Annotated in this window: 17 protein-coding genes and 1 tRNA gene; 8 read left to right on the forward strand and 10 right to left on the reverse strand. The window is 66.5% G+C overall.

Annotated features, from left to right (window positions below):
• Positions 1-220: 220 nt before the first annotated feature.
• The 10 genes from G3I19_RS37165 to dnaA all read right to left on the reverse strand — a co-directional run bounded on the left by G3I19_RS37165 (position 221) and on the right by dnaA (position 12,852).
• Positions 221-355 carry a DLW-39 family protein gene (locus tag G3I19_RS37165; protein WP_003958712.1) on the reverse strand — a complete coding sequence of 45 codons (135 nt, stop codon included), beginning with the start codon at positions 353-355 and terminating at the stop codon, positions 221-223.
• A gap of 153 nt (positions 356-508) precedes the next feature.
• Positions 509-582, reverse strand: a tRNA-Ile gene (locus G3I19_RS00580).
• A gap of 59 nt (positions 583-641) precedes the next feature.
• The gene (locus G3I19_RS00585; protein WP_343234940.1) at positions 642-1,274 is read right to left on the reverse strand and encodes a DUF3566 domain-containing protein; all 633 of its coding nucleotides are present in this window, start codon (positions 1,272-1,274) and stop codon (positions 642-644) included.
• Positions 1,275-1,277: 3 nt separating this feature from the next.
• A complete protein-coding gene (gene gyrA / locus G3I19_RS00590; RefSeq protein WP_164258215.1) occupies positions 1,278-3,914 on the reverse strand; it encodes a DNA gyrase subunit A in 2,637 nt (878 codons plus the stop codon).
• A 41-nt stretch (positions 3,915-3,955) separates the two neighbouring features.
• On the reverse strand, positions 3,956-6,019 hold the full coding sequence (gyrB, locus tag G3I19_RS00595) for a DNA topoisomerase (ATP-hydrolyzing) subunit B (RefSeq protein WP_164258217.1): 2,064 nt from the start codon (positions 6,017-6,019) through the stop codon (positions 3,956-3,958).
• A gap of 363 nt (positions 6,020-6,382) precedes the next feature.
• Complete coding sequence (locus G3I19_RS00600; RefSeq protein ID WP_164258219.1) at positions 6,383-6,985, reverse strand: DciA family protein; 603 nt, start codon at positions 6,983-6,985, stop codon at positions 6,383-6,385.
• A complete protein-coding gene (recF, locus tag G3I19_RS00605) occupies positions 6,982-8,112 on the reverse strand; it encodes a DNA replication/repair protein RecF (RefSeq protein WP_164258221.1) in 1,131 nt (376 codons plus the stop codon). The genes G3I19_RS00600 and recF overlap by 4 nt, the downstream gene beginning before the upstream one ends.
• A gap of 30 nt (positions 8,113-8,142) precedes the next feature.
• Positions 8,143-9,021, reverse strand: coding sequence for a phosphogluconate dehydrogenase (NAD(+)-dependent, decarboxylating) (gene gnd / locus G3I19_RS00610; RefSeq protein ID WP_164258223.1), 879 nt, complete (start codon positions 9,019-9,021; stop codon positions 8,143-8,145).
• A 110-nt stretch (positions 9,022-9,131) separates the two neighbouring features.
• Complete coding sequence (gene dnaN, locus G3I19_RS00615; protein WP_164258225.1) at positions 9,132-10,262, reverse strand: DNA polymerase III subunit beta; 1,131 nt, start codon at positions 10,260-10,262, stop codon at positions 9,132-9,134.
• Between the two features lie 838 nt (positions 10,263-11,100).
• A complete protein-coding gene (gene dnaA, locus G3I19_RS00620; protein WP_164258228.1) occupies positions 11,101-12,852 on the reverse strand; it encodes a chromosomal replication initiator protein DnaA in 1,752 nt (583 codons plus the stop codon).
• Between the two features lie 364 nt (positions 12,853-13,216).
• Here dnaA and rpmH point away from each other — a divergent pair, with 364 nt between their 5' ends.
• From rpmH to G3I19_RS00660, 8 genes are all read left to right on the forward strand, one after another.
• Positions 13,217-13,354, forward strand: a complete 138-nt coding sequence (rpmH, locus tag G3I19_RS00625) for a 50S ribosomal protein L34 (RefSeq protein ID WP_030990579.1) — start codon at positions 13,217-13,219, stop codon at positions 13,352-13,354.
• Between the two features lie 18 nt (positions 13,355-13,372).
• The gene (gene rnpA / locus G3I19_RS00630) at positions 13,373-13,744 is read left to right on the forward strand and encodes a ribonuclease P protein component (protein WP_164258230.1); all 372 of its coding nucleotides are present in this window, start codon (positions 13,373-13,375) and stop codon (positions 13,742-13,744) included.
• Complete coding sequence (yidD, locus tag G3I19_RS00635; protein WP_164258231.1) at positions 13,741-14,070, forward strand: membrane protein insertion efficiency factor YidD; 330 nt, start codon at positions 13,741-13,743, stop codon at positions 14,068-14,070. Before rnpA ends, yidD begins: the two co-directional genes overlap by 4 nt.
• A 3-nt stretch (positions 14,071-14,073) precedes the next feature.
• Positions 14,074-15,387 (forward strand): membrane protein insertase YidC, encoded by a 1,314-nt coding sequence (gene yidC, locus G3I19_RS00640; protein WP_164258233.1) that lies wholly within the window; start codon positions 14,074-14,076, stop codon positions 15,385-15,387.
• Positions 15,388-15,402: 15 nt separating this feature from the next.
• Positions 15,403-15,915 carry a R3H domain-containing nucleic acid-binding protein gene (locus tag G3I19_RS00645; RefSeq protein ID WP_164258235.1) on the forward strand — a complete coding sequence of 171 codons (513 nt, stop codon included), beginning with the start codon at positions 15,403-15,405 and terminating at the stop codon, positions 15,913-15,915.
• Between the two features lie 105 nt (positions 15,916-16,020).
• A complete protein-coding gene (rsmG, locus tag G3I19_RS00650) occupies positions 16,021-16,737 on the forward strand; it encodes a 16S rRNA (guanine(527)-N(7))-methyltransferase RsmG (protein WP_164258237.1) in 717 nt (238 codons plus the stop codon).
• A gap of 250 nt (positions 16,738-16,987) precedes the next feature.
• A complete protein-coding gene (locus G3I19_RS00655) occupies positions 16,988-18,064 on the forward strand; it encodes an AAA family ATPase (RefSeq protein WP_164258364.1) in 1,077 nt (358 codons plus the stop codon).
• The gene (locus G3I19_RS00660) at positions 18,061-19,167 is read left to right on the forward strand and encodes a ParB/RepB/Spo0J family partition protein (RefSeq protein WP_164258239.1); all 1,107 of its coding nucleotides are present in this window, start codon (positions 18,061-18,063) and stop codon (positions 19,165-19,167) included. The genes G3I19_RS00655 and G3I19_RS00660 overlap by 4 nt, the downstream gene beginning before the upstream one ends.
• Positions 19,168-19,170 lie beyond the last annotated feature (3 nt).

Consider the following 19,170-nt stretch of genomic DNA (forward strand, 5'->3'; position numbering starts at 1 on the left):
TGGTCCCGCCCCATCCTGCCCCGGCCCTCATCGCATTGTCTGCGTGCACAGCTGAATCGTCGCGGCCGTTCCCGCGGGGTCTCTTCTGTCACCCAGTGGTTGTTCCACGTGAAACACCGGCGGCGGGGCCGGCTCCCACTCCCGGGACAGCCCATCTGAAACGCAGCAGGGCCCCGATCGCAAAAAAGCGATCGGGGCCCTGCATTCAAGACGCTGTGTCTCACACACCCGAACCTGCGGGCACGGAGTCAGTCGCCTCCGTCCACAGATCCTGCTCGGCGCGATCCGCCTGGATCTGGCGGTACACGAGGAGCCCGCCGATGGCAGCCAGTGCGACCAGGAGAAGCTTCTTCACCGCGCGACCTCGTCTTTCCTTGACGTAAGGGACTTCTGGCGCCCGACTATACACACCGGCCGATACCGATCGGTGACCTAGTTCCCATCCAACTATCAGGCCCGGTAATGCAGTCGGCCCGGACGGTAAAACCGTCCGGGCCGACCTTCGCGGTGGGGCTAACAGGATTTGAACCTGTGGCCTCATCCTTATCAGGGATGCGCTCTAACCAACTGAGCTATAGCCCCGCGCTGCCCCTGAAGATTAGCGCACTCCAGGGCCAGTCCCAAAATCGATAGCCGAGCCGCTACTCGTCCTCGGCGAGGGTCAGCTCGACGCCGCCCACAAACCCGGCCGACAGGTTGTAGATGAAGGCGCCCAGCGTCGCCAGCGCTGTGGCCAGCACCACATCGATCACCGCGATGACCGACGTGAACAGCAGCACACGCGGCAGCGAGAGGAACGACTGAAGATCGAAGCCGCTGCCGTCACTTGAACCGGTGGCCTCACTGATCGTCCCGCCCACGGTCGAGAAGACGCCCATGGCATCCATGACCATCCACAGCACAGCGGCGGCCACGATGGTGCAGACGCCCAATGCGATGGACAGCAGGAAACTGACCTTCATGACCGACCAGGGATCGGCCTTGGCCACCCGCAGCCGAGCCTTCCGCGTGCGAGGCGTCGTACGTGCCCCGGTACGCGGACGCCGCACCCCCGCCTGCGTACCGGCACCGGCCGTACGCGGACGGCCCTGCGGGCCGCCGACCGGCGTCGGGTACGCCTGCGGAGGCTGGTACGGCTGCGACTCATACTGCGGCTGCGGCTGCGCCCCACGCGTGTCCGTCACCGTTCCCCCTTGAGAGTCCGCGGCTGGGCCACGGGCACTGCGTGCTCCAGCTCCGGAAGCGGCCGCTCCGTCGCCCGTGGCTCCACTCACGTTCTACTCCTCGTGCTCCCCAGTCGAAGGCTCGGTGCCTTCGACTACCGCTTCGACCGTGTCAGCTTCGACCGAACCACCGTCGACCGCATCCGCATCCGCATCGCCGTCGACCGCGTCAATCTCTTCGGCCTCTCGGCCGGCCTCGGCGTTGCGAGCGATGCCGACCACGGCATCGCGCTTGCCCAGGTTGATCAGTTGGACGCCCATGGTGTCACGGCCCGTCTCCCTGACTTCATTGACTCGCGTACGAATCACACCACCGCCGAGCGTGATGGCCAGGATTTCATCCGTACTCTCCACCACCAGCGCACCGACCAGCGAGCCCCGGTCCTCCACGATCTTGGCGGCCTTGATACCCAGACCGCCGCGGCCCTGGACGCGGTACTCGTCGACGAGGGTCCGCTTGGCGTACCCGCCGTCAGTGGCAGTGAACACGAAAGTACCCGGCCTGACGACATTCATCGAGAGCAGTTCGTCGCCCTCGCGGAAACTCATGCCCTTGACACCGGATGTCGCACGTCCCATCGGGCGCAGAGTGTCGTCCGTCGCCGTGAACCGGATCGACTGGGCCTTCCTGCTGACCAGCAGCAGATCGTCTTCGGCCGACACCAACTCGGCGCCGATCAGCTCGTCGTCGCTGCCGTCCGGGGTCTCCCGAAGGTTGATCGCGATGACGCCACCCGAGCGGGGCGAGTCGTAGTCCTTGAGCGGTGTCTTCTTCACCAGGCCGCCCTTGGTGGCCAGGATCAGATACGGCGCCGCGTCGTAGTCACGGATCGCCAGGATCTGCGCGATCTGCTCGTCCGGCTGGAACGCCAGCAGGTTGGCGACGTGCTGGCCGCGCGCATCACGGCCCGCGTCCGGGAGTTCGTACGCCTTCGCCCGGTACACCCGTCCCTTGTTCGTGAAGAACAGCAGCCAGTGGTGGGTCGTCGAGACGAAGAAGTGGGCGACGATGTCGTCCTGCTTCAGCTTGGTGCCCCGCACGCCCTTGCCGCCGCGCTTCTGCGAGCGGTAGTCCTCGGTCTTGGTGCGCTTGACGTAACCACCGTTCGTGATGGTGACGACAATGTCCTCCTCGGCGATCAGGTCCTCGATGGACATGTCACCGTCGAAGGGAACCAGCTTGGAGCGCCGGTCGTCGCCGAACTTGTCGACGATGACCGCCAGTTCCTCACTGACGATCTGCCGCTGACGCTCGGGCGAGACCAGGATCGCGTTGTACTCGTTGATCTTCGCCTGAAGCTCGTTGAACTCGGCGGTGATCTTCTGGTGCTCCAGAGCGGCCAGTCGGCGCAGCTGCATCTCCAGGATCGCGTTCGCCTGGATCTCGTCGATCTCCAGCAGGCCCATCAGGCCCTCGCGCGCGACATCGACCGTCTGGCTGCGCCGGATCAGCGCGATGACCTCGTCGATCGCGTCCAGTGCCTTGAGCAGACCACGCAGGATGTGGGCGCGCTCCTCGGCCTTGCGCAACCGGAACCTGGTGCGCCGGACGATGACCTCGATCTGGTGCGTCACCCAGTGGCGGATGAACGCGTCGATCGACAGCGTGCGCGGTACGCCGTCGACCAGCGCCAGCATGTTGGCGCTGAAGTTCGACTGGAGATCGGTGTGCTTGTAGAGGTTGTTCAGCACGACCTTGGCGACCGCGTCCCGCTTCAGCACGACGACCAGACGCTGCCCCGTACGCGAGGAGGTCTCGTCCCGCACATCGGCGATCCCGCCGATCTTGCCGTCCTTCACCAGGTCGGCGATCTTCTGCGCGAGATTGTCCGGGTTGGTCTGGTACGGAAGCTCCGTGACCACGAGGCACTGGCGGTTCTGGATCTCCTCGACCGCGACCACCGCGCGCATCGTGATGGAGCCGCGCCCTGTGCGGTACGCCTCCTCGATGCCCTTGCGCCCCACGACCAGCGCGCCGGTCGGGAAGTCGGGGCCCTTGATGCGTTCCAGCAGAGCGTCCAGAAGGTCCTCGTGCGAGGCGTCCGGGTTCTCCAGATACCACTGGGCGCCGGCCGCCACCTCGCGCAGATTGTGCGGAGGGATGTTGGTGGCCATACCGACCGCGATCCCCGCGGAGCCGTTGACCAGCAAGTTCGGGAACCTGGCCGGGAGAACCACCGGCTCCTGGTTACGGCCGTCGTAGTTGTCCTGGAGGTCGACGGTCTCCTCGTCGATGTCCCTGACCATCTCCATGGACAGGGGCATCATCTTGCACTCGGTGTACCGCATGGCGGCGGCCGGGTCGTTACCGGGAGAGCCGAAGTTCCCGTTCGAGTCCACCAGCGGCATACGCATCGACCAGTGCTGGGCCAGCCTGACCAGGGCGTCGTAGATCGAGGAGTCACCGTGCGGGTGGTAGGTACCCATGACGTCACCGACGACACGGGCACACTTGTAGAAGCCCTTCTCGGGCCGGTAGCCGCCGTCGTACATCGCGTACAGCACCCGGCGATGGACGGGCTTCAGACCGTCCCGTACGTCCGGCAGCGCACGCGACACGATGACGGACATCGCGTAGTCGAGGTACGAGCGCTGCATCTCCGTTTCGAGCCCCACCGGCTCGACACGCATACCGATCCCGGGGACAGCGGGCGGCTGTTCGGGCATCACAGGGGAATTCTCGTCGGCCATTGCTGGTCAAAGTCCTTTCAGTGCGGTCAGCCAAGACCGACTCAGATGTCGAGGAACCGAACGTCCTTGGCGTTGCGCTGGATGAACGAGCGCCGTGCCTCGACGTCCTCGCCCATCAGCACCGAGAACAGATCGTCGGCCTGTGCCGCGTCGTCCAGAGTCACCTGGCCGAGCACCCGGTGGTCCACGTCCATCGTGGTGATGCGCAGTTCCTCGGCGTTCATCTCACCGAGACCCTTGAATCGCTGGATCGAGTCGTCCCTGACGCGCTTGCCGCTCCGCTTGCCGAGCTCGACCAGAGCATCCCGCTCCGTGTCCGAGTACGCGTACTCGAAGTCGTCCCGGCCCCACTTGATCTTGAACAGCGGGGGGCGCGACAGATACACGTGCCCGGCCTCGACGAGCGGCCGCATGAACCGGAAGAGGAACGTCAGCAGCAGCGTGTTGATGTGCTGACCGTCGACGTCGGCGTCCGCCATGAGAATGATCTTGTGATAGCGCAGCTTCTCGATGTCGAAGTCCTCGTGGACCCCGGTACCGAACGCCGAGATCAGCGCCTGGACCTCGGTGTTCTGGAGGATCTTGTCGATCCGCGCCTTCTCGACGTTCAGGATCTTGCCTCGGATCGGCAGGATCGCCTGGTACATCGGGTTACGCCCGGACTTCGCCGAGCCACCGGCGGAGTCACCCTCGACGATGAAGATCTCGCACTTCGTCGGGTCGTTGGACTGGCAGTCGCTCAGCTTTCCCGGCAGCGAGGCGCTCTCCAGGAGGCCCTTCCGCCGGGTCAGGTCGCGCGCCTTACGTGCCGCGACCCGGGCCGTCTGCGCCTGGATGGCCTTGCGGATGATGTCCACGGCCTCGTTCGGGTTCCGGTCGAACCAGTCCGTGAGGTGCTCGTAGACGACCTTCTGCACGAAGGTCTTCGCCTCCGTGTTGCCCAGCTTGGTCTTCGTCTGGCCCTCGAACTGCGGCTCGCCCAGCTTCACCGAGATGATCGCCGTCAGGCCCTCGCGGATGTCCTCGCCGGAGAGGTTGTCGTCCTTCTCGCGCAGCAGCTTCTTCTCGCGCGCGTACCGGTTGACCAGGCCCGTCAGCGCGGCCCGGAAGCCCTCTTCGTGAGTCCCGCCCTCATGCGTGTGGATCGTGTTCGCGAAGGAGTACACGCCCTCGCTGTACTGCGAGTTCCACTGCATCGCGATCTCGGCCGAGAGGAGACGCTCCTTGTCCTCGGCCTCGACATCGATCACGGTCGGGTGGATGAGCTCACCCTTGCGCGAGTTGAGGTACTTCACGAAGTCGACGATGCCGCCCTCGTAGTGGTACGTGACCGTGCGGACCTGCTCGTCCTCCGCGACCTCGCCCACGGTGTCCGCGCCCGCGGTGGCCTTCGCCGACTCGCGCTCGTCGGTCAACGTCAGAGTGAGGCCCTTGTTGAGGAACGCCATCTCCTGGAAACGCCGCGACAGCGTCTCGAAGGAGTACTCGGTCGTCTCGAAGATGTCCCCGTCGGCCCAGAAGGTGACGGTGGTGCCGCTCTCCTCCGTCGCCCCGTTACGGGCCAGCGGCGCCGTCGGGACACCGAGCTTGTAGTCCTGCGTCCAGCGGTAGCCGTCACGCTTGACGTCCACCGCGACCTTGGCGGAGAGCGCGTTGACGACAGACACACCCACACCGTGCAGACCACCGGAGACGGCGTAGCCGCCGCCGCCGAACTTGCCGCCGGCGTGCAGCACGGTCAGAACGACCTCGACGGCAGGCTTGTTCTCCGAGGGCACGATATCGACCGGGATACCGCGGCCGTTGTCGACCACGCGCACCCCACCATCGGCAAGGATCGTGACATCGATGGTGTCCGCGTGCCCGGCCAGGGCCTCGTCGACGGAGTTGTCGACGACCTCGTACACCAGATGATGGAGTCCGCGCTCACCGGTCGAGCCGATGTACATGCCGGGCCGCTTGCGGACCGCGTCCAGCCCCTCAAGGACAGTGATCGCGCTGGCGTCGTACGAGGCGGTTACCTCGCCGTTCTCACCGACAGTGGACGGGGGGATCTCATTGGGGTTGCCGGAATCGGCCACGAAGCGCCCTTTCTGGCACAGCACAGGCCTCTCCAGGGCAGGCAGGAGCGGCTGCGTCGTTCGACATGTTCCGCGAGTGGCGGGATTGTCTCTCAGTCTACCGGTAGCGCAGACATCAATGGGGGTTTGCCGGTACCTGAGTCCACATGTGCCGCCCTGAACCGGCGCCGAACGACTCCCCATATCCAGGAAGGGGCTCCAAGAGGCTCACACGGGCTTTCAGCGCCTCGGGCTGTCAACCTCCCACTACGGTGAGGGACGCTCTTCGGGCAGTCCTCCATACCGCACGACCCCGCTGTGTGCTGTTTCACGTGAAACAGCACACATTCCGGTCGAATTCGCATGGGCTCTTGGCACAGAAGCGCCACCAAGGACCGCTCTCCGGCATCAGCCGTACGTGTCGCCGGGCCCCTTGCTCCCGGGCGCCCGGAGCGGACCGAAACGCCGGGGCGGCCCGCCCGGGCCGAGAACCTTCAGCAGCTTCACCGTGCCGTGCCCCAGATCAGCGTTCAGCCGCGCCACCAGTTGCGGCGCCAGCAGCCTCAGCTGCGTCGCCCAGGCCGTCGAATCGCACTGAACGGTCAGTACGCGGGCGTCCTCGTCGTAGCGCTGGGGAACACAGTGGTTCGCGAGATCCTCGCCCACGATCTGCGGCCAGCGGCCCATCACCCCGCCCACCGCGGCCGGTGTCTCCCAGCCACGCTCCGTGATCAGCCGGTTGATCGCGGCGCCGAGCGGCAGAGGGTCGCGCCCGTCCGCCCGCGCACCCGAGCGCAGTCCACCACGCTTGGCCTGCTTCTTCTGCTGCGCCGCCGCACCCCGGGCCTTCGCCTGCTCCTTGGCCGCCCGCAGCGCGACTCGCGCCAGGTCAATGCCGGATGACTCGGGGACCTTGGCCTGCTCGGGCCCCGGAAGCCCGGAAGCCGGTGACTCCTCGGAACCGCGGGACGGTCCGCCGCTGTCCTCGCCCGGGAGGGGTGCCCCGGTCATACCCGGTCCACCGCGCCCTCCGAGACCGCGAACCGCACGCCCGCGAGGACGCCCGGCACATCGTCGTCCACCGCCGCCGTCACCAGTACCTGTTCCCCCGGCGCCACCAGCTCGGCAAGCCGCTCCCTGCGCCGCACATCCAGCTCCGCGAAGACGTCGTCCAGCACCAGCACCGGCTCATTGCCCTCGGTCCGCAGCAGGTCGTACGACGCCAGGCGCAGCGCCAGCGCATACGACCAGGACTCGCCGTGGCTCGCATACCCCTTGGCGGGCAGCCGACCGAGCTTCAGCACCAGGTCGTCACGGTGCGGGCCGACCAGGGTCACTCCCCGCTCGATTTCCTGCTTGCGCACCTCCACCAGCGCGGAGATCAGCTGCTCGTACAGCTCGTCCTTCGACTGGGCCGCCTCGATCCCCTCGCCCAGTGAGCTCCGGTACTCCAGCACCACCGGGCCGCCACCCGGCGCCACCTGCTCGTACGCCTTGTCGGCCAGCGGCTGCAACGCCGCGATCAGATCGAGCCGCTGGGCCAGCAACTCGGCGCCCACCCGCCCCAGATGCTGGTCCCACACATCGAGTGTGGACATGTCCATGGACCTGCCGCCGTGCCTGCGGGCCATCGCCGCGGACTTCAGCAGCGTGTTGCGCTGCTTCAGCACCCGCTCGTAGTCGGAGCGCACACCGGCCATCCGCGGCGAACGCGCCGTGATCAGCTCATCCAGAAACCGCCGGCGCTCACCCGGGTCGCCCTTGATCAGGGCCAGATCCTCGGGCGCGAAGAGCACGGTCCTGATGATGCCCAGCACATCGCGCGGCTTGACCTGCGAAGACCTGTTGATCCGTGCCCTGTTGGCACGGCCCGGATTGAGTTCGAGCTCCACGAGCTGAGACCGCTCGCCCTGGGTGACCGCGGCCCGGATCACCGCCCGCTCGGCGCCCATCCGTACCAGCGGCGCATCGGAGGACACCCGGTGGCTGCCGAGCGTGGCCAGATAGCCGACCGCCTCGACGAGGTTGGTCTTGCCCTGGCCGTTGGCCCCCACGAACGCAGTGACGCCCGGATCGAGAGGCACCTCGACCCGGGCGTACGAGCGGAAGTCGGCCAGCGACAGATGCGTGACATGCATGACCGTGCGCCGACCTTCCCTGCTGCTGGCTTACTTCTTGTTCTCGACCGCGTGGCCACCGAACTGGTTGCGCAGCGCGGCGATCATCTTCATCTGGGGAGAGTCGTCCTGGCGCGAAGCGAAGCGGGCGAAGAGCGACGCGGTGATCGCGGGCAGCGGAACAGCGTTGTCGATGGCCGCCTCGACCGTCCAGCGTCCTTCGCCCGAATCGGCGGCGAAACCACGGAGCTGGTCGAGGTGCTCGTCGTCGTCCAGGGCATTGACCGCGAGGTCGAGCAGCCAGGAACGGATGACCGTGCCCTCCTGCCAGGAGCGGAAGACCTCGCGCACATCGGTGACGGAGTCGACCTTCTCCAGGAGCTCCCAGCCCTCGGCGTACGCCTGCATCATGGCGTACTCGATGCCGTTGTGGACCATCTTGGCGAAGTGGCCGGCGCCGACCTTGCCCGCGTGGACCGAGCCGAACTCCCCCTCGGGCTTGAGGGCATCGAAGACCGGCTGCACCTTCGCGACGTTCTCGGCGTCGCCGCCGTACATCAGCGCATAGCCGTTCTCCAGGCCCCAGACGCCACCGGAGACACCGCAGTCGACGAAGCCGATGCCCTTGATGCCCAGCTCGACCGCGTGCTTCTCGTCATCGGTCCAGCGCGAGTTCCCGCCGTCCACGACGACATCGCCCGGGGACAGCAGGTCGGCCAGCTCGTCGACGGTGGACTGGGTCGCGGCACCTGCCGGGACCATGACCCACACGACGCGGGGGCCCTTGAGCTTGCCCACAAGCTCTTCCAGGCTGTGGACATCGGCTACGTCCGCGTTGCGGTCGTAACCGATGACGGTGTGGCCAGCGCGGCGGATGCGCTCGCGCATGTTCCCGCCCATCTTGCCGAGGCCGACGAGACCGAGCTCCATCAGAAGATCCTTAGTGACGTGGTGGCGTTTCGTACCCGCGTCCGAGCGTACGCCGGGACCCGGGTACACACCTGCGGGGTAAGCCGCTCAGACGTACGGCCGCGAACGGCTCAGCCCGACAGGCGCACCGGCATGATCAGGTACTTGTAGGCGTCGTCGGCCTCGGCGTCGAGAGCGGGCCGGCCGCTGAGCAGCGCGGGCTTGGTCGACGTCGTGAAGGAGAGCTGGGCGACGGGGGAGTCGATCGCGCTCAGACCGTCCAGCAGGAAGGTCGGGTTGAAGGCGATCGAGATGTCGTCGCCGTCGAGCTTGGCGTCCACCCGCTCCACAGCCTGTGCGTCGTCGCTCGATCCGGCCTCCAGGATCAGCACGCCCTGCTCGAAGCTCAGCCGCACCGGGGTGTTCCGCTCGGCCACGAGGGAGACACGCTTGACGGCCTCGACGAACGCGGGCGTCTCGATCACGGCGATCGAGTTGAACTCGGTCGGGAAGAGCGTCCGGTACTTCGGCAGGTCGCCTTCGAGCAGCCGCGTGGTCGTACGCCGGCCCGCCCCCTCGAAACCGATCAGACCCTCACCGGCGCCGGACCCGGACAGTGCGAGCGTCACGGTGTCACCGCTGGTCAGCGACTTGGCGGTGTCCAGGAGCGTCTTGGCGGGCACCAGCGCGACCGCGGACGCCTCCGGGTCCTCCGGCTTCCACAGGAACTCGCGGACCGCGAAGCGGTAGCGGTCGGTGGACGCCAAGGTGACCCGGTCGCCCTCGATCTCGATCCGTACGCCGGTGAGGACAGGAAGCGTGTCGTCACGGCCCGCCGCGATGGCCACCTGGGCCGCGGCGGAGGCGAAGACCTCACCGGGGACGGTGCCGGTCGCGGTCGGCATCTGCGGCAGCGCCGGGTACTCCTCCACAGGGAGGGTGTGGAGTGTGAACCGGGAAGAGCCGCAGACCACAGTCGCCCGGACCCCGTCCGTGGAGATCTCCACCGGACGGTTGGGGAGGGAACGGCAGATGTCGGCGAGCAGCCGGCCCGAGACGAGGACGGTGCCCTGCTCCTCGATCTCCGCGTCCACCGAGACCCGCGCCGAGACCTCGTAGTCGAAGCCGGAGAGGCTCAGTGCGCCTTCCTCGGCCTTGAGCAGCAGGCCCGCAAGAACGGGCACCGGCGGACGGGCCGGAAGGCTGCGGGCCGCCCAGGCCACCGCCTCCGCGAGTACATCGCGCTCCACCCGGATCTTCACCGGAACCGCCTCCTGCTGTTGCTCGCTCGCCCTGCTGGCCTTCGTCGTCGGCTTCTCGCCGGGGACCAGTCTGACGTACGCCGCCGACAGTCGGTGCGCGTCGGGGTCAAGTCGCGCCGAGCGGCACCAGGGGCTCCGGCGGCAAGTTGTGCACAGCGCCCACTTCGAAGCCAATTCCCCGGTAACTCTAGGGGGCAGTAGTAGTAGGGGCTGTGGAAACCGTGGATAACCCCGTTTGCCCAGCTCAGAGGCGGTTTTTTGTCCACCGTGCCTGTGGGCGGAGCCGGTGCAAAAGTGCCCGGCTCTGTGGACGGCGAAAAGTTCTGCACACCCGGTGCACAGGAGAGGGCCACTTCTCCCCAGCTCCGTCCCCAGCTTTACCCACCTTGCCCACAGCCCAACCAACCACCTTGGTGTGACGGCTTTCACTCGACCCGGTGACCGCGGGTGTTTCGTTGCCGAACAGTGGACAAGGGTGTGGAGAAGCTGGGGACAACAGCGCCCTGCCTGTGGGCCGCCGGTGGACAACGAATCCCCAGGGCTGTGGAAGAAAAATCCGTCCACAGCCTGTGGACGGCGGTTGGCCACAAATCCACAACCGTCTGACCTGGCCTGATGGAGTCTCAGGCGCCGCCCCTGTGGACACAATCTGGACAACTGATCAGTCCCCAGGGTGTGGACGGCCTCACACCCTCAATTCTGTGGAGAACATACGCGTGCGGCCCGGTATTCGAACAGCGTCGGTCCGGGGAACACACGGCGAACGCTGCGGAACAGCGGAGGGCGCCCCGGGACTCGAGTCCCGGGGCGCCCTCCGAAGGTGCTGGAAGCCGCCCGGTCAGCCGTTCTTGATGCGGTTGGTGAGCTCCGTGACCTGGTTGTAGATGGAGCGCCGCTCGGCCATCAGCGCCCGGATCTTCCGGTCCGCGTGCATCACTGTCGTATGGTCCCGGCCGCCGAACTGCGCCCCGATCTTGGGCAGTGAGAGGTCCGTGAGTTCACGGCAGAGGTACATGGCGATCTGCCGCGCCGTCACCAGCACGCGGCTGCGCGAGGATCCGCAGAGGTCCTCGATGGTCAGCCCGAAGTAGTCGGCCGTCGCCGCCATGATGGCGCTCGCGGTGATTTCCGGGGCCGCGTCCTCACCGCCGGGGATCAGGTCCTTCAGCACGATCTCGGTGAGCCCGAGATCGACCGGCTGGCGGTTGAGCGAGGCGAACGCCGTCACGCGGATCAGCGCCCCCTCCAGCTCGCGGATGTTGCGCGAGATGCGGGAGGCGATGAACTCGAGTACTTCCGGCGGGGCGTTGAGCTGCTCCTGGACCGCCTTCTTGCGGAGGATCGCGATCCGCGTCTCCAGCTCCGGAGGCTGCACATCGGTGGTGAGGCCCCACTCGAACCGGTTGCGCAGCCGGTCCTCCAGGGTCACCAGCTGCTTGGGCGGCCGGTCGGAGGAGAGCACGATCTGCTTGTTGGCGTTGTGCAGCGTGTTGAAGGTGTGGAAGAACTCCTCCTGCGTCGACTCCTTGCTCGCCAGGAACTGGATGTCGTCGACGAGGAGGATGTCGACATCGCGGTATCGCTTGCGGAAGGTGTCACCCTTGCCGTCACGGATCGAGTTGATGAACTCGTTGGTGAACTCCTCCGAGCTCACGTACCGCACCCGGGTCCCCGGGTAGAGGCTCCGCGCGTAGTGCCCGATGGCATGCAGCAGGTGGGTCTTGCCGAGACCGGACTCCCCGTAGATGAACAGCGGGTTGTACGCCTTGGCCGGCGCCTCGGCGACAGCGACGGCGGCCGCGTGCGCGAAACGGTTCGACGCGCCGATGACGAAGGTGTCGAAGAGGTACTTGGGGTTCAGCCGCGCCTGCGGCTCACCCGGGCCGGGCGCCGGAGCGGGCTGTGCGGCCAGTGGCCCCGGCGCTCCGCTGGGCGCCGGCAGGTGGCGCTGCGACGACTGGGGGTCGCGGAGATCATGACGTTCGGGGCGCTGCTGCTCGTACTGCTGGCGGTCCTGCTGCCGGTAGTCGTGCTGCGGCTGTGAGCGCGGGCCGGTATAGGGGTCGCGCTCCTGGAAGCCACCGAGTCTGGGCTGCTGCCAGGAGAGGTCCTCCTGGGTGCGCGGCCAGGCGCCCGGGTCGGGGCGCTGCTGCTGATAGTCCGGGTAGGCGGGCCGGGCCGTCGGCATCCCGTCGTCGGACGGGCGGTGGCTGTATCCGTCGTAGGTGTCGCCGTGCCGCGGTTCGTCGTGCTGCGGGTGCTGATAGCGGGGCTGCTGTTGCTGCTGCATCGGCGGGGCCGGCTGCGCGGGATCACCGATGCTGTCGTCCACCGTGATGGCGATCCGGATCGGGCGGCCGCATTCGTGACTCAGCGTCTCGCTGATGAGGGGGGCCAGCCGGCCTTCGAGGACCCGCTTGCCCCATTCATTGGGGACGGCGAGAAGAGCGGTGTCCGCCACGAGAGCCAGCGGCTGGCAGCGCTCGATCCACTGCTTGTCCTTGGGCTCGATATTTTGCTGGCCCTCGCCGAGGAGACGTTCGAGGACTCGTGGCCACACTGCGGCAAGATCGGCAGGTACGTCAGCCACGGGGCACGCTCTCTCGCAGGTCCCACGAATGTGTGGTTCTCGGGACGGGGGGTGAAGACAGGCAGGAAAAAGACTTGGGAGTTCCGCCAAGGTAGTCAGGGCGACCCACGCGGTTCAAGTTGTTGTCCACAGCCTGTGCACAGTGGGGGCCGCTGTAAGGGCCGGTTTGACCGGATGGCGTAGTCGCGCGTACCGTGACCAGGTCGAGTTGTCGATGGCTGCTGCCGCCTGCCTCCGATGGGCAATGATCACGATCTGTGGTCGTGAAGCGGTGCACACGGGCGTATTCGCGAGCTACTCGTGGGCGCACGGTGACAGCCAGGCGATGTCCCGCCATCACCCGATTCATTTCTGGAGCCCCCGAGTGAGCAAGCGCACCTTCCAGCCGAACAACCGTCGTCGCGCCAAGACCCACGGTTTCCGTCTCCGTATGCGTACGCGCGCCGGTCGCGCCATTCTGGCGACCCGCCGTGGCAAGGGTCGCTCCCGCCTGTCCGCCTGATCTCGTACAGGTCATGACGTGCTGCCTACCGAGAATCGGCTGAGGCGGCGCGAGGACTTCGCAGCCGCAGTACGACGAGGGCGCCGAGCCGGTCGCCCGTTGCTCGTCGTCCATCTACGCAGCGGTACAACGGACCCGCATGTGCCTGGGGAGAGCACTCCCCCGACACGTGCGGGTTTCGTCGTAAGCAAAGCAGTGGGCGGAGCGGTCGTCCGCACCGCAGTGAAGCGGAAGCTTCGCCATCTGGTGCGCGATCGGCTCCCTCAGCTGCCCCCCGGTAGCCTGGTTGTCGTACGGGCGCTGCCCGGCGCGGGCACCGCCGACCATGCACAGCTGGCCCGAGACCTGGACGCCGCATTGGCGCGGCTACTGGGAGGGGGCGCGCGATGAAGTACCCGCTGCTGGCTCTCATCAAGTTGTACCAGTGGACGATCAGCCCGCTCCTCGGGCCTGTCTGCAGGTACTACCCGTCGTGTTCCCACTACGGATATACGGCTATCGACCGGCACGGTGCGGTGAAGGGAACGGCACTGACGGCCTGGCGCATCCTGCGATGCAACCCCTGGTCGCCGGGTGGCGTGGACCACGTTCCGCCGCGCAAACGTCCGCGTTGGCACGAACTGCTGCGCAATGCGTGGCGGAAAAGCAAGGGCGGGCACTCCGGTCAGGAGACCGGCCCGGCCGCAGAGACCTCGCCCAATGCTCAAGGAGCCTGATTAGTGGACACGATTGCCAGTCTGTTCAGCTTTATCACCACCCCAGTTTCCTGGGTCATCGTCCAGTTCCACTCGCTGTACGGAGCCATCTTCGGTCCCGACACGGGCTGGGCCTGGGGCCTGTCCATCGTGTCCCTGGTGGTCCTGATCCGGATCTGCCTGATCCCGCTCTTTGTGAAGCAGATCAAGTCGACCCGTGGCATGCAGGCGCTCCAGCCGAAGATGAAGGCGATCCAGGAGCGCTACAAGAGCGACAAGCAGCGTCAGTCCGAAGAGATGATGAAGCTGTACAAGGAGACGGGCACCAACCCGCTCTCCTCGTGTCTGCCGATCATCGCGCAGTCGCCGTTCTTCTTCGCGCTGTACCACGTGCTCTCTGCCATCGCCAACGGGCAGACGAAGGGGTACATCGACAAGCCGCTGCTGGAGAGTGCGCAGAAGGCGCACATCTTCGGCGCTCCGCTGGCGGCGAAGTTCATGGACAGCTCGGACAAGGTCGCAGCGCTCGGCGCCACGCTGACCGACGTCCGTATCGTCACCGCGGTCATGATCATCATGATGTCGGCGTCGCAGTTCTACACGCAGCGCCAGCTGATGACGAAGAACGTCGACATGTCCGTCAAGACGCCGTTCATGCAGCAGCAGAAGATGCTGATGTACGTCTTCCCGCTGATGTTCGCCGTGATGGGTGTCAACTTCCCCGTCGGTGTCCTCGTGTACTGGCTCACCACCAACGTGTGGACCATGGGTCAGCAGATGTTCGTGATCCACCGCAACCCGACGCCGGGCAGCCAGGCGCAGGCCGGACTGCTGGAGCGGATGCAGAAGCACCTCATCGCACATGGTTCGACGCGTACCCGTCACCAGCGCAACATCATCAAGGGCATCGCGTCCAAGGAGACGAAGGACCGCAACGACGCCGAGCGTAAGTTCATCACCACGCTGAGCAAGTCCGGCCTCGTGGCTCAGGCCGACGGCACCGTGGAGAAGAGCGACGCGGCTGTGGCCGCCGAGGCCGAGGGCATGAGCCTGGCCGAGGCCGCGCCGAAGCGTCAGCAGCCCAAGCGCCAGACCAAGGCGAAGCGCCAGACGGGTGCTGCTCAGGCAGGCCAGGCGCAGACCGGTGGGGCGAAGGCGGCGGAGAAGCCCGGCGGCGCCAAGGCGACCGATGGTTCTTCCGAGAAGACCTCGCTGGACAAGAGCGAGCCGCAGGCGGACTCCGAGCCGGATGCCAAGCCCGCTTCCCGTAATGCACGCCAAGCCAAGCCGGGGCAGCGTAAGGGCCAGCAGCGCCCCAAGCACCCGTCCAAGAAGTAAGAAGGAGTCCATCCCGTGACGGAAGGCACCACCACCTCCCCCGCCGCTGAGGGCGACACGCTGAGCCGGCTGGAGCAGGAAGGCGAGATCGCGGCGGACTACCTCGAGGGTCTGCTCGACATCGCGGACCTCGACGGTGACATCGATATGGACGTCGAGGCCGACCGTGCAGCGGTCTCGATCATCAGTGATGCGAGCAGCCGCGACCTTCAGAAGCTCGTGGGACGCGACGGTGAGGTGCTGGAGGCTCTCCAGGAGCTCACCAGGCTCGCGGTGCACCGGGAGACCGGGGACCGCAGCCGGCTGATGCTGGACATCGCGGGCTTCCGGGCCAAGAAGCGTGAGGAGCTCGCCGCTCTGGGCGCCAAGGCTGCCGACGAGGTGAAGAGCTCCGGCGAGCCGGTCAAGCTGGACCCGATGACGCCGTTCGAGCGCAAGGTGGTGCACGACGCGATCGCTGCCGCCGGGCTGCGCAGCGAGTCCGAGGGCGAGGAGCCACAGCGCTTCGTCGTTGTGCTTCCGGCCTGACCGGTGCACTGTTCTGTCGGCCCCGTCTGTTCGCAGGCGGGGCCGAACTTTGTCAGCCTGTTGTCAGCCATCCAAGCGGTATCGCGGTAAGGAAGGACGGTCCCCGTGACGGAGTCAGCGGAGCTCCCCCAGGCGCCGGAAGTGGCGCATGCGGTTTTCGGCGAGTTCTTCCCGGAAGTCGTTCGGTATGCGGAGCTGCTGGCGGACGCGGGGGTCAAGCGCGGGCTGATCGGCCCGCGTGAGGTGCCCAGGCTCTGGGAGCGGCACCTGCTGAACTGTGCGGTGCTGTCAGAGGTGGTTCCTCAGGGAGTGACCGTCTGCGATGTGGGCTCCGGTGCTGGACTGCCGGGCATCCCGCTGGCCCTGGTGCGCAGGGATCTGAAGATCACGTTGCTGGAGCCCCTGCTGCGGCGGACCAATTTCCTGCAGGAGGTCGTGGAGCTGCTGGGGCTCGACCATGTGACGGTTGTCCGGGGACGGGCGGAAGAGGTCCTGGGCAAGCTGCCACCGGTCCATGTCGTGACGGCTCGTGCGGTTGCCCCGCTGGACCGGCTTGCAGGGTGGGGTGTGCCGCTGCTGCGTCCGTACGGCGAGATGCTGGCACTCAAGGGCGATACCGCCGAAGAGGAAATTCAGGGTGCACGGGCAGCACTGAGCAAGCTGGGCGTCGTCGAGACCTCGGTGGTTCAGGTCGGAGAGGGGATCGTTGATCCGCTGTCCACAGTGGTTCGGGTCGAGGTGGGGGAGAGCCCTGGGGGTGTACGTTTCGCAGCGAAGCGGGCGAAGGCGGCTCGAGTCAGCCGTACCCGGCGACGTCGATAGGCGATCACGAAGCCCTCAACGCCACCAAACCAGCTCAATAGGCGCAATTCGGAGTGTCGTGACGTTGTGACGCGGCGGCAGGGGCATCTTGTTTCACGTGAAACGTCGCTCTCTGCTGCATGGGATCATCAGTCGCAGTCGCGCGGCCTCCACGCCGCGTGACCGTAGGCCCTTTGGGGCCACAGAGTTGTCCACAAAGGTGGATTCATCCACAGAAGAACATGCCTCGCTGGTTCACAACCCCGAAAGCATGGCAGGCTCTGTGCATTGCGAGCCTGAAGTCGAGGAGAGTGAATCCTTGCGGTCCGACGCCAACATCGCGGGACCGATGACCGATCCGGTCCCCGGTCCCCGTACCGAGTCGGCGGCAGAAGATGTTTCACGTGAAACACCGCCGCCGATGGACGACACCCCTATTGGTCGTGCTGCCCAACTGGCTGTAGAAGCTCTCGGCCGGGCCGGAGAAGGTCTGCCGCGGCCGGAGCAGACGCGCGTCATGGTGGTTGCCAACCAGAAGGGCGGCGTCGGTAAGACCACAACAACGGTCAACCTTGCCGCCTCGCTCGCGCTGCATGGCGCGCGCGTTCTGGTGATTGACTTGGATCCTCAGGGAAACGCCTCCACGGCGCTGGGGATTGACCACCACTCCGAAGTGCCATCGATCTACGACGTTCTGGTGGAGAGCCGGCCGCTCTCCGAGGTGGTCCAGCCCGTTCCCGATGTCGAGGGCCTCTTCTGTGCCCCGGCCACCATCGATCTCGCCGGCGCTGAGATCGAGTTGGTGTCTCTCGTGGCTCGGGAGAGTCGCCTGCAGCGAGCGCTCCAGGCGTATGAACAGCCCCTGGACTACATCCTCATCGACTGTCCCCCGTCTCTGGGCCTGCTGACCGTCAACGCGATGGTGGCGGGTGCTGAGGTGCTGATCCCGATTCAGTGTGAGTACTACGCACTTGAGGGGCTGGGGCAGCTGCTGCGGAACGTCGATCTGGTCCGCGGACACCTCAACCCTGAGCTTCATGTGTCGACGATTCTGCTCACCATGTACGACGGCAGAACGCGTCTCGCCTCGCAGGTGGCAGACGAGGTGCGCAGTCACTTCGTTCGCGAGGTCCTCAAGACCAGCATTCCACGGTCGGTTCGTATCTCGGAGGCCCCGAGCTATGGGCAGACGGTCCTCACCTATGACCCGGGGTCCAGCGGTTCGCTGTCATATCTTGAAGCGGCCCGTGAGATCGCGCTGCGCGGCGTCGATGTGCACTACGACGGCCAGCACGCGCATACGGGCATTCAGAACAGTCAGCAGAGCATGTCGGAGGGGATCCAGTGAGTGAGCGACGCAGGGGGTTGGGACGTGGGCTCGGTGCGCTGATCCCCGCCGCACCGCAGGAGAAGGTGGGGCTCGCCGGCGCTGAAGGCGCGTCCTCGGGCGGAGCCGCACCTGTCATGACAGCGGAGCGAGGGGTGGCGGCGGCGAAGCTGGCATCGCTGCCCACCGGAGCGGTTTCACGGGAACCCACTGTTCCTGCGCAGGAGTCGTCGCCGGCAGCGGTGGCGGAGCAGGCGGATTCCACCGGGGCCTACTTCGCCGAGCTGCCGCTGGACGCGATCACGCCCAACCCGCGGCAGCCACGTGAAGTGTTCGACGACGACGCTCTTGCTGAGCTTGTCTCCTCCATCAAGGAGGTGGGCCTTCTGCAGCCGGTCGTTGTACGTCAGGCCGGTGCCGAACGCTTCGAGCTCATCATGGGCGAGCGGCGCTGGCGGGCCTGCCGTGAGGCAGGTCTGGAGCGCATCCCGGCGATCGTCCGGGCCACAGATGACGAGAAGCTCCTCCTGGACGCGCTGCTGGAGAACCTTCACCGGTCTCAGCTGAACCCGTTGGAAGAGGCCGCGGCCTACGACCAGTTGCTCAAGGACTTCAACTGCACTCACGATCAGCTTGCCGACCGGATCGGGCGCTCACGGCCTCAGGTGTCCAACACGCTGCGGCTGTTGAGGCTCTCGCCCCCGGTGCAGCGCAGGGTTGCTGCTGGGGTTCTGTCTGCTGGGCACGCTCGGGCTCTGCTTTCGGTGGACGATTCCGATGAGCAGGACCGGTTGGCGCACCGCATTGTGGCGGAAGGGCTTTCGGTGCGTGCGGTCGAGGAGATCGTCACGCTGATGCAGTCGCGTCCGGAGAATGCTCCGAAGGCCAAGGGGCCGCGGGCCGGAGCGCGTGTGTCGCCGGCCCTGTCGGACCTCGCCTCACGGCTCTCGGACCGTTTCGAGACGCGGGTGAAGGTCGATCTGGGACAGAAGAAGGGGAAGATCGTCGTCGAGTTCGCCTCGATGGACGATCTGGACCGGATTCTCGGTTCGCTGGCTCCCGGCGAGGGGCGAGTCCTGGACAAGCAGCACGCGGACGAAGCGGCCGAGGAGGACGAGAGCTGAGTC

It is taken from the genome of Streptomyces sp. SID10853 (assembly GCF_010548145.1).
In the GTDB taxonomy this organism is placed as follows: Bacteria; Actinomycetota; Actinomycetes; order Streptomycetales; family Streptomycetaceae; genus Streptomyces.

Bases quoted from the DNA above. Each gene is read 5' to 3' on its own strand.
- recF (WP_164258221.1), bottom strand. From the start codon at position 8,112: ATGCATGTCACGCATCTGTCGCTGGCCGACTTCCGCTCGTACGCCCGG.
- G3I19_RS00655 (WP_164258364.1), top strand. From the start codon at position 16,988: ATGGCAGGCTCTGTGCATTGCGAGCCTGAAGTCGAGGAGAGTGAATCC.
- G3I19_RS00600 (WP_164258219.1), bottom strand. From the start codon at position 6,985: ATGACCGGGGCACCCCTCCCGGGCGAGGACAGCGGCGGACCGTCCCGC.
- yidD (WP_164258231.1), top strand. From the start codon at position 13,741: ATGAAGTACCCGCTGCTGGCTCTCATCAAGTTGTACCAGTGGACGATC.
- gnd (WP_164258223.1), bottom strand. From the start codon at position 9,021: ATGGAGCTCGGTCTCGTCGGCCTCGGCAAGATGGGCGGGAACATGCGC.
- gyrA (WP_164258215.1), bottom strand. From the start codon at position 3,914: ATGGCCGACGAGAATTCCCCTGTGATGCCCGAACAGCCGCCCGCTGTC.